The sequence below is a fragment of the Streptomyces sp. NBC_01255 genome (genome assembly GCF_036226445.1).
Lineage (GTDB): Bacteria > Actinomycetota > Actinomycetes > Streptomycetales > Streptomycetaceae > Streptomyces.
Map to the genome: position 1 here is coordinate 791,215 of NZ_CP108474.1, position 16,573 is coordinate 807,787.

Genomic DNA, 16,573 nt, shown 5'->3' on the forward strand with positions numbered 1-16,573 from the left:
GGTGCATGATCGCAGCAGCGGCGGCACTGTCACGTCGCGTCACCGAGCGGTGTGCGACGGGCGTGGCTAGCGTGGCTCACAGGAACACGACATCGATCGCAAGAGAGAGAGTCACCGTCATGGCCGCACGACCTGAAGGCACGCCGGTCTGGACCGACGCGATGTTCACCGACGTCGAGGGCGCCAAGGTGTTCTACGGCGACGTGCTCGGCTGGACCTTCGGCGAGTCCTCCACGGAATACGGCAACTACACGCAGGCGTACAAGAACGGAAAGGCGGTCGCGGCCGTCGTGCCGCCGATGCCCGGGCAGGACGGCGAACCGAAGTCGGCCTGGTGTCTGTACTTCTCCTCGCCGGACGTCGCCGCCACGGCGGCGAAGATCCGGTCGGCGGGCGGCACCGTCCTCATGGAGCCGATGCAGGTCGGCGACTTCGGGTCGATGTGCATCGCGCAGGATCCGACCGGCGTGTCGTTCGGCATCTGGCAGTCGGGCGTCCACGAGGGCTTCGAGCTGGAGGGTGAGACCGGCTCGTACGCCTGGGCGGAGGTCTTCACCCGGGAGCCGGCGAAGTCCGACGCCTTCTTCACCGCCGTCTTCGGCTACGCCTCCAAGAAGATGAAGGACGAGCACGTCGACTACCGGGTCTTCGACCTGGGAGGGGAGATGCCGGTCCTGGGGCGGATGAAGATGACCCCGGAGGAGTTCCCCCCGGAATTCGCCCCCTACATCCAGATCTACTTCGCCGTCGACAACTGCGACAAGGCCGTCGAGGCGGCCGAACGTCTCAAGGGGCGGAAGCTCTTCGGGCCGATGGACAGCCCGTTCGGCCGGTTCGCGGCGATCCTCGACCCGCAGGGCGCCGCCTTCGCGGTCATCGATCTCAAGACCACCGTCGGCGACATGCCCGAGATGGTCTGACCCCACCCGTGGCACAGGGAACCGCCCCGGAGCCTCACGGCCTCCGGGGCAGTTCCGTGCGCCCGGTCAGGCCTTGTCGCGGACGGCGATGATGCCGTTGAAGACACCCACGTACGCGGTGCCGTCCGGGCCGATGGTGATCGGCGCCCAGTTGTTGTCGTAGGCGAGGCCTGTGCCGGTGAAGCGCGAGAAGGCCCGCTGTCCGGTGCGGAAGTCGACGGCCGTGAGGTACCAGGCGTCGATGCCGAAGGAGTTCGGGCGCTTCTCGTAGAAGTAGAGCAGCCCGTTGGCGGTGGAGAGCTTCGGGACGGTGGAGGGCGAGCGGACGTCGCTCTCCCAGACGGTGTCGCAGCCGCTGCCGTCGGCGCGGACGTCGATCCTCGCCGCGCCGCCGACCACGCTGCGGCCGAGGGTGAGCGTACTCGGGTTCTCGTAGCCGTAGTTGTTCTCGACGACGAGGCTGTTGCCCCAGCTGATCAGGGAGTTGTCGGTGGTGGAGGCCCCGGAGCGGAAGACCGGGACCTTGCAGACGACACGCTCGGCGGCGGGGACGTCGGCGCCGCGCCGGTAGACGATGACGTTCATCCGGTCGTCGGCGTTGTCGGTGATGGCGACGTACTGGTCCCGGTCGCCGAACAGGTCGGGGGTGGTGCCCGAACCCTGGTTCACGGAGCCGGGCTTGGTGCCGGTCCCCCGGTCGTACGTCTCGCGCCACTCGACGCGCGGGGTGCCGTCGGCGCCCGCCCGGAAGCCGTACAGGGCGTGGTCGGTGACGATGGAGACGCCGTCCTCGGCGACGGAGAAGGAGTTCTGGATCTCCTCGCCGTCGAGCCTGATCGCCCGGAGCGTGCCCGTCGCCGGGTCGACGGTGCCGACGCGGCCGAGCCGGGTGACCCACCAGATGCGGCCGTCCCAGTCGGGCATGACGGAGGTGACGGGGTCGCAGACGCCACTGGGGAAGAGATTGGTCCAGGTGACGCAGTCGTGCGGGACGAGGGAGGTGAGGTCCCAGTCGTTCTCGACGACGAACTCCCAGGCGCCGTCGGCCTTCTGGCGGTGGGCGATGCGCAGGACGTGCTGGCGGGAGTCGGCGAGGACGACCCGGTCCTGGTTGTCGAGGTAGAAGTAGGCGCCGCCGGAGGTGTCCTTGACGATTTTCTCGAAGTCGAGGCGGGTGATGGCCTCGACGGTCGAGGAGCGCTGCGGCAGCTTGTACTCGGCGAGGGTGTCGAGGGTGCGCGGATCGAGCAGCTTCAGGAGGAAGCCGCTGAAGGTGCCGCAGACGGTGACGAGGCGGCCGCCGGAGTCGAAGGTGACGGTGGCGCACTCGCCGCCGACGGGGGCGATCTTCTCGCTGTCGACCTGCGGATCGCGGCCGAGCGGACCGGAGTAGGGATGGGTGCCGCTGCCCGCGCCGTCGGCGTGCATGCCGCTGCGCCCGTTGGGGGCGAGGTACGGGTGCTGCGCGGGCGCCTTGCCGGGTACGGGCCGGGCGGTGGCGGGGGCGCCGTCGTAGTGGTCGACGAGTCGGTGGCCGATGGCGAGGGGTATCTCCTCGGCCTGGGCGACGGGCGCGGCGCCCGCGAGGAGGGTCGCGCTCAGCGCGACGACCAGCGCGAGCGCGCGTGCTCGTCTTCGGGGCGGGTGGGTGGTCACTGCGGCTCCTCGGGTTGCTGACAAACTGTCGCGCCGGCCGCCGACGCTAGGCCCGAGTCGGTGAGATGTACATGCAACTGCCCTGTGTTTCACAGACAGTTCACGATCATGCAATGATCACGGCTTGAGGCTGGAGACCACGTTGGCGGTGGCGGCGACGCCGTTGTGGATCGTGGGCGCCACGCTGGTGCCGGCGAGGAAGAAGCCGAGCAGGGCGCAGGTGAGCGCGTGGGTGACCTTGAGTCCGCCGCTGCGCAGGAAGATCACGGCCAGCACCAGCAGCAGCACCACGACAGAAATGGAAACGGCCATCGCCTTCACGTCCCTCCGTCGCCGCACCGGAATTGCGGCGTTCGGCGGACAGTGTGGCGGAATGAGCGGTCCGTCCGGGCGTATGGCGGGGCGGCCATACGGGTGGGATTTCGGCAGGGACGCCCCCTGGGTTCAGCCGCCGAGGCTCTCGGCGATGCTCGGGTGACGCACCGCGTCGACCTCCGGATCGGCGAGCAGCCCCGCGATCAGCGCGGCGTCACCGAAGACCTCGGTGGCGTTGAGGTCGAAGTCGGTGAGGACGAGCCAGCTCCCGTCCGCCGCCCACCAGGTGGCGGGAAACCATCCGTCCGGCATGGCGTCGTGGTGGGCGAGGGCGTCGCCCAGCCGACCCCGCCGGGCGACCAGGCGTTCGCCGTGGAGCATCCATTCCTCGTGTGACGTCGCCACGGGGGCCCTGGCGCCCGCACAGGGGGTGTTCGGGCCCTGCGGGCCGCTACGGGCCAGGTGGTCGACGAGCCGGGCCAGGCACGCGCGGTCCATCTCCGCCGGGTCGGGCCCTTCGAGGTCGTGCGTCCCCTCCACGCCCTCGAAGACCAGGGAGGACAGGGTGTTTGGCCAGTCGGCGAGCCGGCGTCCGGCCCGGGACAGCACCTCGTCCCAGCGGAGCCGTACGGGACCGTCGTGGACGGTGTGGAGGATCCAGCAGCGGTCCTCGTACCCGCCCTGGGGCTCGTATCCGCAGTCGGCGGCGGTCACGGCGGCGCGCAGCCCGTCGAGGGGGTCGTCCTCGGCGGCGCGGCCCCAGGGGGTGGTCACGGGCTCTCCTCGGCGGGCAGGCAGTCCCTCCACTCCACCGTACGGTCGCACCAGCGGTTCAGCAGGACGCGGTCGTGGCCCACGGCGAGCAGGCCCGCGCCGGTCTCCGCGCGGTAGGCCTCGACGGCGGCGACGAGCGCGGCCGTGGTGGACGCGTCGAGCATCGCGGTCATCTCGTCGCAGATCAGCCAGCGCGGACGCAGGGTCAACGCGCGGGCCAGGCAGGCGCGTTGGAGCTGGCCGTCGCTGACCTCGTGGGGGCGGCGGGTGAGCAGGTCGGCGGTGAGGCCGACGGCCGGGGCGAGCTCGGCGACCCGGCTGTCGGCCTCGGCGCGGCGGCCGGTGGCGCGGAGCGGTTCGGCGACGATCTCGGCGAGGGTGAGCCGGGGATCGGCGGCGGTGCGGGGCTGCTGGAAGACGACGCCGACGGCGGTACGGAGCTCACGCGGCGCGCGGTGGCGCCAGGCCCGGATCTCGGTGCCGTCGAGGACGAGCCGGCCGGCGTCGGGCCGGTGGAGGAGGGCGGCGACCCGGGCGAGGGTGGACTTGCCGCAGCCGCTGGGGCCGAGGAGGCCGACGGACTCGCCGGGGGCGACGGTGAGCGAGGCGCCCCGGAAGACGGGCTCGCGGCGGTCGTAGCCGGCGGTGACGGTGTCGAGTTCAAGCACGGGGGTGCTCCGGGTGGTGACAGGCCACCCCGGCGCGCGGCTCGGGGCGGGTGGTGCAGAGGTCGGTGGCCAGGGGGCAGCGCGGGGCGAAGGCGCAGCAGTCGGGCAGCGCGGAGAGCTCCGGGGGCATGCCGGGGATGGGGGTGAACGCCCGGTCGGGGAGGGCGTCGAGGAGCCCGCGCGCGTACGGGTGGCGGGGGCCGGTGGCACCGAAGAAGCGGTGGGCGGGGGCGAGTTCGACGATCCGGCCCGCGTACATGACGGCGACGCGGTCGGCGATGCGGGCGGCCGCGGCGAGGTCGTGGGTGATGAGGAGCAGGCCCCGGCCCTCGTCGACGTGGCGGCGCAGTTCGTCGACGGTGCGGTCGACGAGGTCCCGGTCGAGGCCGGTCGTCGGTTCGTCGGCGAGGAGGAGGCGGGCGTCGCCGATGAGGGCGAGGGCGGTCGCGGCGCGCTGGGCGAGGCCGCCGGAGAGCTCGTGCGGGTACCGGTCGAGGTGGCCGGCCGGGAAGGCGGCCCGTGCGGCGGCGTCCTCGGCGGCCTTCCGCCGCGCGCGGCGCGGGGTGCCGGTGAGGGCCCGTACGGTCTCCTCCAGCTGGGACCGGACGGTGCGGACGGGGGTGAGGTGGGCGGCGGGGCTCTGCGGTACGAGCCCGACGCGGCGGCCCCGTACCGTGCGGGCCAGGGTCTTCTCGTCGGCGGCGAGCAGATCGGTCCCGTCGATCAGCGCCGTACCGGAGGTCTCGGCGTTGCCCGGGAGCAGGCCGAGGAGGGCGGAGGCGAGGACGGACTTGCCGCAGCCGCTCTCGCCGACGAGGGCGAGGCACTCCCCCGCGCCGAGGTCGAAGTCGGCGTCGCTGACGGCGGCGACGGTCCGGCCGCCGCGCAGCCGGAAGCGGACGGTCAGGTCGCGGACGCTGAGGAGGGCATCCTCGGCGCGCTCGGCGGTGACGGCTTCCAGAGCACGCAGGACCCTGCCCTCGGGAGCGTGTGGGGCGTTCACAGCATCAGCTCCGATCGGCGGCGCGGGTTGAGCCGGTCGCGCCACACGCCCGCGAGTCCCGCGATGGCGAGGGTCGGCACGATGAGGAGGAGGCCGGGGAAGAGGGTCGGCCACCAGTCCCCGGCGAGCAGCGAGGAACGGGCGTTCTGCACGAGGTTGCCGAGGCTCGCCTGGTGGCTGGGGAGGCCGAGGCCGAGGAAGGAGAGCGCCGACTCGTGCCACATGGCGTGCGGGACCATGAGGACGGCGGCGAGTCCGGCCTGCGGCAGGACGGCGGGCAGCAGGTGCCGGACGGTGACGCGCCACCGCGAGGCGCCGCCGGAGACGGCGGCGTCCACGAAGGGCCGGGTGCGCAGCGAGAGGACCTCGGAGCGGACGATCCGGGCGGTGGAGAGCCAGTGGGTGACGGCGACGGAGGCGATGACCGGCCAGACGCCCGGCCGGAAGAGTGCCACGACGAAGATGCCGAGCAGCAGGTGCGGCACGGACGAGAAGGCGTCGACGAGCCGCATGAGACAGCGGTCGATCCAGCCGCCGAGCGCTCCGGCGGCCGCTCCGGCGGCCGCTCCGACGGCGGTGCCGACGACGGTGGCGACAAGCGCGGCGACGAGCCCGACGAGGAGCGAGATCCGCAGCCCGTAGATGCAGCGCAGGAGCAGGTCGCGGCCGAGGTCGTCGGTGCCGAAGGGGTGGTCCCAGGACGGCGGGAGGAGCTTGCGCGAGAGGTCGACGGCCTGTTCGTCGAGCTGCACGAGCGGGGGGACGACGAGGACGGCGAGGAGGATGACGCCGACGGTCACGGCGGAGCTCCACAGCCGCAGGCGGTGGGTGCGCTGGTCAGCCATCGAAGCCCACCCTCGGGTCGGCGAGTCCGTACAGCAGGTCGGAGAGGAGGTTGCCGAGGAGGACGGCGGCGGTGGCGAGGACCGTGAGCGCGGCGAGCAGCGGGAAGTCCACGGAGGTGGCGGCCGTGACGGTGGCCGCCGCGATGCCGGGCCAGCTGAAGACGGTCTCGACGAGCAGGGCGCCGGTGATGAGCTCGGGGACGCGGGAGCCCACGAGGGTGAGCATCGGCAGCATGCCGGAGCGCAGGGCGTGGCCGGTCAGGACGGTGCGGCCGCTCAGACCGCGGGCGCGGGCGCCGCGCACCGGGTCCTCGTCGAGGGCGTCGCCGACGCCCTGGCGGACGTACAGGAAGAACCACGGCAGCTGGGAGATCCCGAGGACGAGCGCGGGCAGCACGAGGTGGCGGGCGACCTGGTCGGCGGTGACGGTGTCGCTGGCGGTGTCGGTGAGCCCGCCGGCCGGGAGGACGCCGAGCTTCAGGGCGAAGAACCAGATCGCGAGCAGGCCGAGCCAGAAGGCGGGGGCGGCTTCCAGGGTGTACGCGGCGGAACTGACGGCCCGGTCGAGGAGGCCGCCGCGGCGGCGTCCCGCGAGGACGCCGAGGAGCGTGCCGAGGGCGATGGCGATCAGGAAGGCGGTGACGGCGAGGAGGACGGACCAGCCGAGGCGCTCCGTGATGACGTCGACGACGGGGGCGCGCATGACCGAGGAGTCGCCGAGGTCGCCGGTGACGGCGGCGGTGAGCCACTCCCACCAGCGGGTGAGGAGGGGCAGGTCGGCGCCGAGGTTGGCGCGGAGCTGGTCGAGGTTCTCCTGCGAGGCGGTCAGTCCGGCGGTGCCGGCGTAGGCCTTCACGGGGTCGAAGGGGGAGGCCGCGGCGACGGCGAACACCGCGAAGGTGACGGCGAGGAGGACGGGGACGGCGGCCAGGGCGCGCCGTCCCGTCATCCGCGCCATGGCCCCCCAGGGGAGGCGGCGGTTCACTTCTGCGTCGCTCCGGACTTCTTGGGCTTCCAGCCCTCGACGTCCCACCAGGGACCGGAGGCGAGGCCGTGGTCGTGCGGCTCGATCTGGGTGCTCAGCCCGTTCCAGCTGTCGTTGACGACGTACAGGTGGTCGATGTGGGTGAGGAAGGTGTAGCCGGGGTTCTTGACCAGTTCGCGCTGGACGGTGTCGTACGCGGCGCGGCGCTCGGCGGTGTCGTTCGTCCGGCGGCCGTCCTCCAGGGCGCGGTCCACGGTCTTGTTGTCGTACCAGGCCATGTTGTTGAAGCCGTCGCCCCCGAGGGAGGACGTCAGGAGCAGGTACTGGTCGAAGTCGGGGTCGCCGGGCGAGCCGCCGCCGGCGAGGACGGCGTCGGTCTTCATCCGGGGCTCGATGACCTCCCAGGTGCCGGCCTGGGTCGTGATGTCGATGCCGGCCTTCTTGGCGTCGGAGGCGTAGGCGAGGGCGTGGTCCTGGCGGAGCTTGTCGCCGGAGAGGTACCAGAGCGGGAACGCGGCGCGGACGCCGTTCTTGACGCGGATGCCGTCCGGGCCGGGCTTCCAGCCGGCCTCGTCGAGGATCTTCTGGGCGCCGGCGAGGTCGTGGCGGCGCTCGGTGCCCTTCGCGAACCACGGGCTGTCGGTGGGGACGGGCCCGTAGGCGGGCTTCCCGGCCCCTTCGAGGATCTTGTCGACCATGGCCTGCCGGTCGACGGCGACGTCGAGGGCGCGGCGGACGGCGGGGTCGCCGGTCACCTTGTGGTGGGTGGGAAGGGTGACGGTGCGGTAGTCGTACGTCTTCGCCTCGTACGTCTTCCGCCCCTTGTCGCCCTTGAACCCGGCAGCGAGGTTGGGCGGCAGGATGGCGCCGTCGAGGTCACCGGCGCGCAGCCGGGTCGCGCGGACGTCGTCGTCCTTGACGATGGCCATGGTGAACTTCTTCACCGCGGGCGCGCCGTCCCAGTAGGTCGGGTTGGCCTTGAAGCTGAGCTTCTCGCCCTTGGACCAGCCGCTGAGGACGTACGGTCCGGTGCCGATCGGCTTCGTGGTGAACGCGCCGGTGTTGACGTCCTGCTTCGCGGCGACGTGCTCGGGCGCGATGGCGTGGACGGTGCGCTCGGCGAAGGGCGCGTAGGGGTACTTCAGGGTGAAGACGACGGTGTCGTCGCCGATCGCCTCGACCTTCTTGACCGCGTCGAGCTCGGTGCGGGAGGCGTTGTTCGTCTTCGGGTCGAGGATCGTCCGGTACGTGAAGACGACGTCCTTCGAGGTGAAGGGCGCTCCGTCGCTGAAGGTCACACCGTCGCGGAGGGTGTACGTGTACGTGAGCCCGTCCGCGCTGACGTCCGGCAGCTTCGCGGCGAGGGCGGGCTTCAGCGTCATGTCGGCGTCGAAGGCGAGGAGCCCGTCGAAGATCTTGGAGTTGCCGTCCTTGCCGTAGCCGAGGAGCGGGCTGAGCGTCTCGGGCTCGTAGGCGATGCCGACGACCGCGGAATCCTTGGGGCCGCCGGAGGCCCCGGCCGGGGAGCCGGGGTTCGTGCAGGCCGCCGCCGTGAGGGCGAAGGCCCCCGCGAGTATCGCGGCGGCCGCGCCGCGGATGGATCGGGCGGTCATCGTGTCCACACCCCTTTTGGAGATCAACTGTTATTGCGAACGGCTTGCAATTAAACAGTATGTAAAGGGGTGTGGGCACAGTGGGCCCCTTACCGGGCCGGGATGGCCCTTACGCCGGGGCCGGGAGGTCCACCAGGGCGGCGATCGCGTCCTGGTGGCGGCCCGCCGAGCCCAGGGCGAGCTGGTCGGACTTGGCCCGCTTGAGCGCGATGTGCGCGGGGTGCTCCCAGGTCATGCCGATCCCGCCGTGCAGCTGGACGCACTCCTCGGCCGCGCGGACGGCCACCTTGGAGCAGTAGGCCTGGGCGACCGCCACCGTGAGCGGGGCATCCGGGCTGCCGGTGGCGAGGGCGTCGGCGGCCGCGCGGGCCGCCGCCCGGGCGCCGACGACGTCCAGCCACAGCTGGGCCATGCGGTGCTTGAGCGCCTGGAAGGAGCCCACCGGCCGGTTGAACTGGTGGCGCTCGCGGGTGTGCCGGACGGTCTCCTCCAGGCACCACTCGGCCAGACCCAGCTGCTCGGAGGCGAGCAGCCCGGCGCCGGCGAGCAGCCCGCGGCGGATCGCCGCGGCGGCCGCGTCCGGCCCGGCGAGCAGGGTGCCGCTCCCGGCCTCCGTGGTCACCCGGGCGAGCGGGCGGGTGAGGTCGAGCGGGATCTGCGGCTCGACGGTCGCCTCCCCCGCCGGCACGGCGTACAGGCCGTCGGCGCGGGAGACGAGAAGGACGTCGGCGGCGCCGGCATCCGCGACGCCGGTGACGGTGGAGGCGGTGGACCTCTCCGACGGCTCCGCGTACGGGGATGCCGACAGGGGCACGGCGAGGACCGCGACCGTGCGGCCGCTCGCGAGCCCGGAGAGGAGCTCGGCCGCCGGGGTGCTCTCCCCCGCGAGGGCGAGCAGCGTCTCGGTGGCCACGACCGCGCTCGTCAGGTACGGCGCCGGGGTCACCGCGCGGCCCAGCTCCTCCAGGACGACGGCGGCCTCGCGGTGACTCGCGCCCTGGCCGCCGAGCTTCTCGGGTACGAGGAGTCCGGCGGCGCCCATGTCCCCCGCGAGCGCCTTCCAGAGGCCGGGGACGTACGGGCTGTCCGACTCGATCCGGCCGAGCAGCTCCTGGTGGCCGGCCCGGTCGGTGAGCAGGGAGCGGACGGCGGCCCGCAGGTCGTCCTCGGTCTCGGAGTAGAGCAGATCGCTCTGTGCTGTCCGTTCCGTCATCGGCTCAGGTCCTTCCAGGCGACGTCCTTGTCGTTGCGGGGCTCGGAGGGCAGGCCGAGGACCCGTTCGGCGACGATGTTGAGCAGGACCTCGGTCGTGCCGCCCTCGATCGAGTTGCCCTTGGAGCGCAGGTAGCGGTAGCCGGCGTCGCGGCCGGTGAAGTCGACGAGCTCGGGCCGGCGCATCTCCCACTCGCCGTACAACAGTCCTTCCTCACCGAGGAGTTCCACCTCCAGGCCGCTGATGGCCTGGTTGAGCCGGGCGAAGCCCAGCTTCATCGCGCTGCCCTCGGGGCCGGGCTGGCCCGCGACGAGCTGCTGGCGGAGCCGTTCGCCGGTGAGCCGGGCCACCTCGGCGTCGACCCAGAGGTCGAGGAGGCGCCGGTGCAGGTCGTGGGTGCGCAGCTCGGGGCGTTCGCGCCAGGTCGTGGCGGCCTTCCCGATCATGCCGCCCTCGCGCGGGATGCGGGCGCCGCCGATGGAGACCCGCTCGTTCATGAGGGTGGTCTGAGCGACCCGCCAGCCGTCGCCGGTCTCGCCGAGGCGGTGGGCGTCGGGGATCCGGACGCCGGTGAGGAAGACCTCGTTGAACTCCGCCTCGCCGGTGATCTGGCGCAGCGGCCGGACCTCCACGCCGGGGTCGGTCATGTCGCAGACGAAGTAGGTGATGCCCCGGTGCTTGGGGACGTCCGGGTCGGTGCGGGCGATGAGGATGGCCCAGCGGGCGACGTGGGCGCTGGAGGTCCACACCTTCTGCCCGTCGACCACCCAGTCCCCACCGTCGCGGACGGCGCGGGTGCCGAGCGCGGCGAGGTCGGAGCCGGCGCCGGGCTCGCTGAAGAGCTGGCACCAGACCTCCTCCCCCACCCACAGCGGGCGGAGGAAGCGGCGCTTGACCTCGTCCGAGCCGTAGGCGAGGAGGGTGGGGGCGGCCATGCCGAGGCCGATGCCGATGCGGCGCGGGTCGTTGTCGGGGGCGCCCGCGGCGGCGAGTTCGGTGTCGACGACGGCCTGGAGGGCGCGGGGCGCGTCGAGTCCGCCGAGGCCCACGGGGTAGTGCACCCAGGCGAGTCCGGCGTCGAAGCGCGCGCGCAGGAAGTCGGTGCGGTCGGTGGTGGCGGGCGGATGGTCGGCGAGCAACTGCCGGGTGAGGGAGCGGAGTTCTTCGGCGTCGGTCATGCGCGGGCTCCTTCCGGGAGGACGACGAGGCGGCCGGTGGTGGTGCCGTCGGCGACGCGCTGGACGGCGTCCGCCGCGCCGTCGAAGGGGACGCGGTCGCCGATGAGGGGCTTGATCAGGCCCTTGGCGGCGTAGGCGGTCAGGGTCTCGTGGCAGCGGGCGATCGCGCCCGGGTCCTTCGCCGCGTACAGGCCCCAGTGGAGGCCGAGGACGGAGTAGTTCTTCACGAGCGCGTGGTTGAGGGCGGGGGCGGGGACGGTGCCGCTCGCGAAGCCGACGATCACGATCCGGCCCTCGAAGGCGACGCACTTGGCGGACTGCTGGTAGGCCTCGCCGCCGACGGGGTCGTAGATCACGTCGGCGCCCCGGCCGCCGGTCGCGGCCTTGACGGCGGCGACGACGTCCTCGGAGCGGCGGTCGACGACGAGGTCGCAGCCGAGCGTGCGGGCGACCGCCGCCTTCTCCGGTCCGCCGACGACCCCGATGACGGTGGCGCCGGCCGCCTTGCCGAGCTGGACGGCGGCGCTGCCGACACCGCCCGCGGCGGCGTGGACGAGGAGGGTCTCGCCCTCCTGGAGGGCGGCCCGGCGGTGCAGGCCGAACCAGCCGGTCTGGTAGCCGATGTGCAGCGCGGCGGCCTCGGCGTCGTCCAGGCTCTCGGGGGCGGGGAGCAGCCCGGCGGCGTCGGCGAGCGCGTACGCGGCGAATCCGCCGTGCGGGAGTGCGGCCGTGGTGATGACACGGCGGCCGTCCTCGGTCTCGCCGCAGAGCTCCACACCGGGGGTGAAGGGCAGCGGGGGCCGGACCTGGTAGTGGCCGCGGCAGAGCAGCGCGTCCGGGAAGTTGACGTTCGCGGCGCGGACTCTGAGGAGGACCTGCCCGTCGGCGGGCGTGGGCGGCTCCACCTCCTCGCGGCGCATCACCGCGCTCGGTTCGCCGTTCTCGTACACACGCCATGCCTGCATCCGCGATGCCTCCTCCGTACCGGGTGGTCGGTGGCATACTAAGCGGTCGCTTGCATGCTGCGGAACGGGTCGGCCGGACTTCTTCGCCCGGGTCGGCCGGACTTCTTCGCCCGGGTCAGCCCGACTTCTTCGGTCGCGCCCTGACGTGCATGCGCTCCCCCTGCGGACCGAAGAGGCTCAGGAACTCCACGGGACCGTCGGCCGTCGGGCCGAACCAGTGCGGCACGCGCGTGTCGAACTCCGCGGCCTCCCCGGCGGCGAGGACGACGTCGTGCTCGCCGAGGACGAGCCGCAGCTTCCCGGAGAGCACGTACAGCCACTCGTACCCCTCGTGGACGCGCGGCTCCGGGGCCTCGGTCGGCTTCTCCTGGATCACCTTGTACGCCTGGAGCCCGCCGGGCTGCCGGGTCAGCGGGTACATCGTGCGGCCGTGGCGCACGATCGGCCGGGCCTTGACCCGGGGGTCGCCGACGGCGGGGGCGCCGACCAGCTCGTCGAGGGGGACCTGATGGGCGCGGGCGAGCGGGAGGAGCAGTTCGAGGCTGGGCTTGCGCTGCCCGGACTCCAGGCGGGAGAGGGTGCTCACGGAGATGCCGGTGGCGGCGGAGAGCTCGGCCAGGGTCACGCCGCGGTCGCGGCGGACACGGCGGAGCCGGGGGCCGACCTCGTTCAGTACGGCGTCGATGCGGTCGTCGTCTTCGGTCATGGCTCCAGTGTTCCTCGGGTGTTGCGGAAACGGCAAGAAGAGTTGCCGTTCGATCCGATGAGAAGGGACTCTCGCGACATGAGCACGAACGTGAGGAGCACGGAGATGACGCAGACGGACGAGCGGTACGACGTGATGGTGGTCGGCGGTGGCGCGGCCGGACTGAGCGCCGCGCTGATCCTCGGCAGGTCGCGGCGGCGCACCCTGGTGGTCGACGCGGGCGAGCCCCGCAACGCGCCCGCGGCCCACATGCACGGGGTGCTGTCCCGGGACGGGATGAGCCCCGCCGCGTACCTGGAGGCGGGGCGGCGCGAGATCGCGGAGTACGGGGTCGAGTGGCGGGCCGGGAAGGTGACGGGAGCGACGCCTGACGGCCGGGACGGGTTCACCGTCGCCCTCGCGGACGGTACGGCCGTGGGCGCGCGGCGGCTCGTCGTCACGACCGGTCTCGTCGACGAGCTCCCGGGCATCGACGGCGTGGCCGAACGCTGGGGGCGGGACGTGCTGCACTGCCCGTACTGCCACGGCTGGGAGGTCCGCGACCGGGCCTTCGGCGTGATCGCGCACCCGGGGATGCCGGCGCACCAGGCGCTGATGCTCTCGAACTGGTCGAAGGACGTGACGCTCTTCCTGCACACGGCCGACGAGCTCTCCGCGCACGACGCGGCGCTGCTCGACGCGGCCGGGGTCACGGTCGTGGCGGGCGAGGTGGTGGGGCTCGTCGTCGAGGACGACCGGCTGACGGGGGTCCGGCTCGCCGACGACCGGGTGGTGGCCCGCGAGGTGGTCTTCGTCGGGGCCGACCGCCTCGTACCCGGGGACAGCGTCCTGCGGCAGCTCGGGGCGGCGCTGCGCGAGACACCGTTCGGGGAGTTCGTGGCGGTGGACGAGACGGGCCGCACGAGCGTGCCCGGCGTCTGGGCCGCCGGGAACGTGACGGGCCCGCAGGAGCAGGTCGTCAACGCGGTGGGGCTGGGCTACCGGGCCGGTGTGGCCGTCAACAACGAGCTGCTGCTCGGCGACCTGGAGGACGCGGTGGCCGGTCGGCCGCGTGGATGAACCGGTGGTGCTGCGGCTGCGCCGCCGCGACGCAGGGGTGAGGATCGGTCATGGTGGCCGGAAGCCGGCGGGACCGGCGGCACGGTTCCGGCAGCACGACTCCGGCAGTCACGGACGACGGAAGGACAGGACACCTCCATGCTCGGTACGCAGTTCACCACGGGTTCCCCCAGTTGGATCGATCTCGGCAGCCCCGACACCGAGGCGGCCGCGGCGTTCTACGGCGCCGTCCTCGGCTGGGAGTTCCGCTCGGCGGGCCCGGACGCCGGCGGCTACGGCTTCTTCCAGCAGGACGGCCGCACGGTCGCCGCGCTCGGCCCGCTCACCGAGGAGGGCGCGAGCAGCGCCTGGACGGTGTACTTCCAGACCCCGGACGCGGACGCCACGCAGAAGACCACCGAGTCGGCGGGCGGCACCGTGCGCCTCCCCGCCTTCGACGTCATGGACGCCGGCCGCATGGCCGCCCTCACCGACCCGGGCGGCGCGCAGTTCGCCGTCTGGCAGCCGGGGACCACGAAGGGCCTGGAGCGGACCTCGGCCACCAACACCCTGGTCTGGGCGGAACTCCACGTCGCCGACCCGGAGTCCGTCCTCGCCTTCTACCGGACACTGTTCGGCTGGCGGTGGGCGGAGATGGAGGCACCGGGCATGACGTACCGGGTGATCTCCACGGCCGACGGGGACCAGGAGGACGCCTCCTTCGGCGGAGTCGCCGAGCTCCAGGGGGAGACACCGCACTGGATCCCGTACTTCGCGGTCGAGGACGCCGACGCGATGGCCCGCACGGCCCAGAGCAACGGCGGCTCGGTCCTCATGCCGGCGGCCGACATCCCGGACGTCGGCCGCATCGCCTGGCTCGCCGACCCCTTCGGCGCCCCCTTCGCGGTACTGAAGCCCGCGCCGATGGGGTGAGCGGGCCCCCTCCGGTATCCGTCAGCGCGGGAAGAGTTCGAACGTCACCGCCGGGCGGCCGCCGAAGCGGGCGGCCGCGCGGGTCGTCGTCGCGGTGAGGAAGGAGCGGACGTACTCCTCCGGGTCCTCGTCCGTCAGGGCCTCGATGTAGGCGCGGTGGCAGAGCAGGGAGCGGATGGCGCGGTCCAGGCCCGGGGTCGCGTCGACCGCGTGGGTCGGGGTGCTGGAGGCCGCGACCGCCACCCAGCGCACGCCGTCCCAGGGCTCCAGGCCCTGTTCGGTGAGTTCGGGGAAGATCCAGCGGTTTCCGGCGTCGGCCGCCGCGTCGAGCGTGGCGCGGCCCACGGCGAGGTGGTCGGGGGTGTTCCAGGGGGCGCCGGGGCCGCCGCCCCAGGTGTCGCGGTGGTTGAGGGTGATGACGAGCTCGGGGCGGTGGCGGCGGATCGCGGCCGCGATGTCGCGGCGCAGCCCGAGCCCGTACTCGACGACGCCGTCGCGGTGGTCGAGGAAGTCGACCGTTTCCACGCCGACGACGGCGGCGCTGTCCCGCTGTTCCCGCTCCCGCAGCGGGGCGCAGACGTCCGGGGCGAGGGTGTCGATGCCGGCCTCGCCGCGCGTGGCGAGGACGTAGACGACCTCCTTCCCCGCGTCCGTCCAGTCGGCGACGGCGGCGGCGCAGCCGTACTCCAGATCGTCGGGGTGGGCGACGACCGCGAGGGCCCGCTGCCAGTCGCGGGGCATGTCCAGGAGGTCCGTGGCGTCGTTCTCGATCATGAGCGCAGGATACGGACCGCGTCCGACGCTGTCGGGCGGAACGCTCCGGCGAGGATCACCGAGCGCGAGACGTGCCGTGGGCGGTCGGGGTTGAGGCCGCGCCGGTCCGCGAGGGCGACGGCGAGCCGCTGGGCGCGGACGAGCGCGGCGACGGGGTCGATCGCGTCGGCGGCGAACAGGGCGCCGGTGGACTCCACTTCGTCCCGGAGGCCCGAGGGAGCGGGGCCGAGGCAGCAGACCAGGCTCGTCCGGTCGCTGATGCTGATCGGGCCGTGCCGGTACTCCATCGCCGCGTACGACTCCGTCCAGGCGCGGGCCACTTCGCGGAGTTTGAGCGCCGCCTCGTCGGCGAGGCCCACGGTCCAGCCGGTGCCGAGGAACGTGAACTGGCCGCGTCGCTCCCAGACGGCGGGCAGCCGTTCGTACAGCACGAGTTCCGCGTCCACGATGGCGGGCGTGAGATCCACCCCGAGTCCCGCGCGCAGGAGTTGGAGGGCCGTCGTGGCGAACCTGGTCTGGACGACGGAGCGTTCGTCGGCGAAGGCGAGGTCGACGGTCTCGTCCGCGAGCTGTCCCGCCGGGCTGTCGGGGACGCCGGTGAGCACGAGGGTCGGGATGCGGCCGGCCGCGCCGGCGAGGAGGTTCACGACCTCCGTGGTCGTACCGGAGCGGGTGAGGGCGACGATCCGGTCGTAGCCGCGGCCGAGCGGCGTCGGGTCGGAGGCGGGGAAGGCGTCGGTCTCGCCCGCGCCGAGGGACTCCCGCAGCGCGGCGTAGGCGCGGGCGATGAAGTACGAGGTGCCGCAGCCGACGACGGCGACGCGCTCGCCCCGGCGCGGCAGCCGGGCGGCGTGGCGGTCGGCGGTCTCGGCGGCGCGGCGCCAGCAGTCGGGCTGGCTGGCGATCTCCGCGGTGACGTGCGTGCTCATGGTGCGGTCCTCTCTCGCGGACTCCCCCGTGGGGTCCGGACCGAGTTCTACCGGCCGG

At 73.2% G+C, this 16,573-nt stretch carries 17 protein-coding genes; 3 read left to right on the forward strand and 14 right to left on the reverse strand.

What is annotated here, in order from left to right; genetic code table 11:
* Positions 1-119 precede the first annotated feature (119 nt).
* Positions 120-920 carry a VOC family protein gene (locus OG357_RS03275; RefSeq protein ID WP_329619660.1) on the forward strand — a complete coding sequence of 267 codons (801 nt, stop codon included), beginning with the start codon at positions 120-122 and terminating at the stop codon, positions 918-920.
* Between the two features lie 66 nt (positions 921-986).
* Here the strand turns inward: OG357_RS03275 and OG357_RS03280 are convergent, their stop codons facing one another.
* The 12 genes from OG357_RS03280 to OG357_RS03335 all read right to left on the reverse strand — a co-directional run bounded on the left by OG357_RS03280 (position 987) and on the right by OG357_RS03335 (position 12,841).
* Positions 987-2,576: a hypothetical protein gene (locus OG357_RS03280; protein WP_329619661.1), complete on the reverse strand. Its 1,590-nt coding sequence runs from the start codon at positions 2,574-2,576 to the stop codon at positions 987-989.
* Positions 2,577-2,693: 117 nt separating this feature from the next.
* Positions 2,694-2,888 (reverse strand): hypothetical protein, encoded by a 195-nt coding sequence (locus tag OG357_RS03285; RefSeq protein ID WP_141297606.1) that lies wholly within the window; start codon positions 2,886-2,888, stop codon positions 2,694-2,696.
* A 132-nt stretch (positions 2,889-3,020) separates the two neighbouring features.
* On the reverse strand, positions 3,021-3,665 hold the full coding sequence (locus OG357_RS03290) for a hypothetical protein (RefSeq protein ID WP_329619662.1): 645 nt from the start codon (positions 3,663-3,665) through the stop codon (positions 3,021-3,023).
* The gene (locus OG357_RS03295) at positions 3,662-4,333 is read right to left on the reverse strand and encodes an ABC transporter ATP-binding protein (protein WP_329619663.1); all 672 of its coding nucleotides are present in this window, start codon (positions 4,331-4,333) and stop codon (positions 3,662-3,664) included. The genes OG357_RS03290 and OG357_RS03295 overlap by 4 nt, the downstream gene beginning before the upstream one ends.
* Positions 4,326-5,294 carry an ABC transporter ATP-binding protein gene (locus OG357_RS03300; RefSeq protein WP_443066792.1) on the reverse strand — a complete coding sequence of 323 codons (969 nt, stop codon included), beginning with the start codon at positions 5,292-5,294 and terminating at the stop codon, positions 4,326-4,328. Before OG357_RS03300 ends, OG357_RS03295 begins: the two co-directional genes overlap by 8 nt.
* Before the next feature lie 38 nt (positions 5,295-5,332).
* Entirely contained in the window at positions 5,333-6,181 is an 849-nt protein-coding gene (locus tag OG357_RS03305; protein WP_329619664.1) for an ABC transporter permease, read from the reverse strand.
* A complete protein-coding gene (locus tag OG357_RS03310; protein WP_329619665.1) occupies positions 6,174-7,166 on the reverse strand; it encodes an ABC transporter permease in 993 nt (330 codons plus the stop codon). The genes OG357_RS03305 and OG357_RS03310 overlap by 8 nt, the downstream gene beginning before the upstream one ends.
* On the reverse strand, positions 7,163-8,779 hold the full coding sequence (locus OG357_RS03315; RefSeq protein WP_329619666.1) for an ABC transporter substrate-binding protein: 1,617 nt from the start codon (positions 8,777-8,779) through the stop codon (positions 7,163-7,165). Before OG357_RS03315 ends, OG357_RS03310 begins: the two co-directional genes overlap by 4 nt.
* 109 nt (positions 8,780-8,888) lie before the next feature.
* Entirely contained in the window at positions 8,889-9,992 is a 1,104-nt protein-coding gene (locus OG357_RS03320; protein WP_329619667.1) for an acyl-CoA dehydrogenase family protein, read from the reverse strand.
* Positions 9,989-11,170 (reverse strand): acyl-CoA dehydrogenase family protein, encoded by a 1,182-nt coding sequence (locus OG357_RS03325; RefSeq protein ID WP_329619668.1) that lies wholly within the window; start codon positions 11,168-11,170, stop codon positions 9,989-9,991. Before OG357_RS03325 ends, OG357_RS03320 begins: the two co-directional genes overlap by 4 nt.
* Positions 11,167-12,135 (reverse strand): NADPH:quinone oxidoreductase family protein, encoded by a 969-nt coding sequence (locus OG357_RS03330; RefSeq protein ID WP_329619669.1) that lies wholly within the window; start codon positions 12,133-12,135, stop codon positions 11,167-11,169. Before OG357_RS03330 ends, OG357_RS03325 begins: the two co-directional genes overlap by 4 nt.
* A 115-nt stretch (positions 12,136-12,250) precedes the next feature.
* Entirely contained in the window at positions 12,251-12,841 is a 591-nt protein-coding gene (locus OG357_RS03335) for a helix-turn-helix domain-containing protein (protein ID WP_329619670.1), read from the reverse strand.
* Between the two features lie 78 nt (positions 12,842-12,919).
* Between OG357_RS03335 and OG357_RS03340 the strand changes: the two genes are divergently transcribed.
* Entirely contained in the window at positions 12,920-13,900 is a 981-nt protein-coding gene (locus OG357_RS03340; RefSeq protein WP_329619671.1) for an NAD(P)/FAD-dependent oxidoreductase, read from the forward strand.
* A 138-nt stretch (positions 13,901-14,038) separates the two neighbouring features.
* Positions 14,039-14,812: a VOC family protein gene (locus tag OG357_RS03345; protein ID WP_329619672.1), complete on the forward strand. Its 774-nt coding sequence runs from the start codon at positions 14,039-14,041 to the stop codon at positions 14,810-14,812.
* Positions 14,813-14,833: 21 nt separating this feature from the next.
* On the opposite strand, the gene OG357_RS03350 is transcribed toward OG357_RS03345, so the two are convergent.
* Positions 14,834-15,586: a PIG-L deacetylase family protein gene (locus OG357_RS03350; RefSeq protein ID WP_329619673.1), complete on the reverse strand. Its 753-nt coding sequence runs from the start codon at positions 15,584-15,586 to the stop codon at positions 14,834-14,836.
* Positions 15,583-16,515 (reverse strand): SIS domain-containing protein, encoded by a 933-nt coding sequence (locus tag OG357_RS03355; RefSeq protein ID WP_329619674.1) that lies wholly within the window; start codon positions 16,513-16,515, stop codon positions 15,583-15,585. Before OG357_RS03355 ends, OG357_RS03350 begins: the two co-directional genes overlap by 4 nt.
* Positions 16,516-16,573 lie beyond the last annotated feature (58 nt).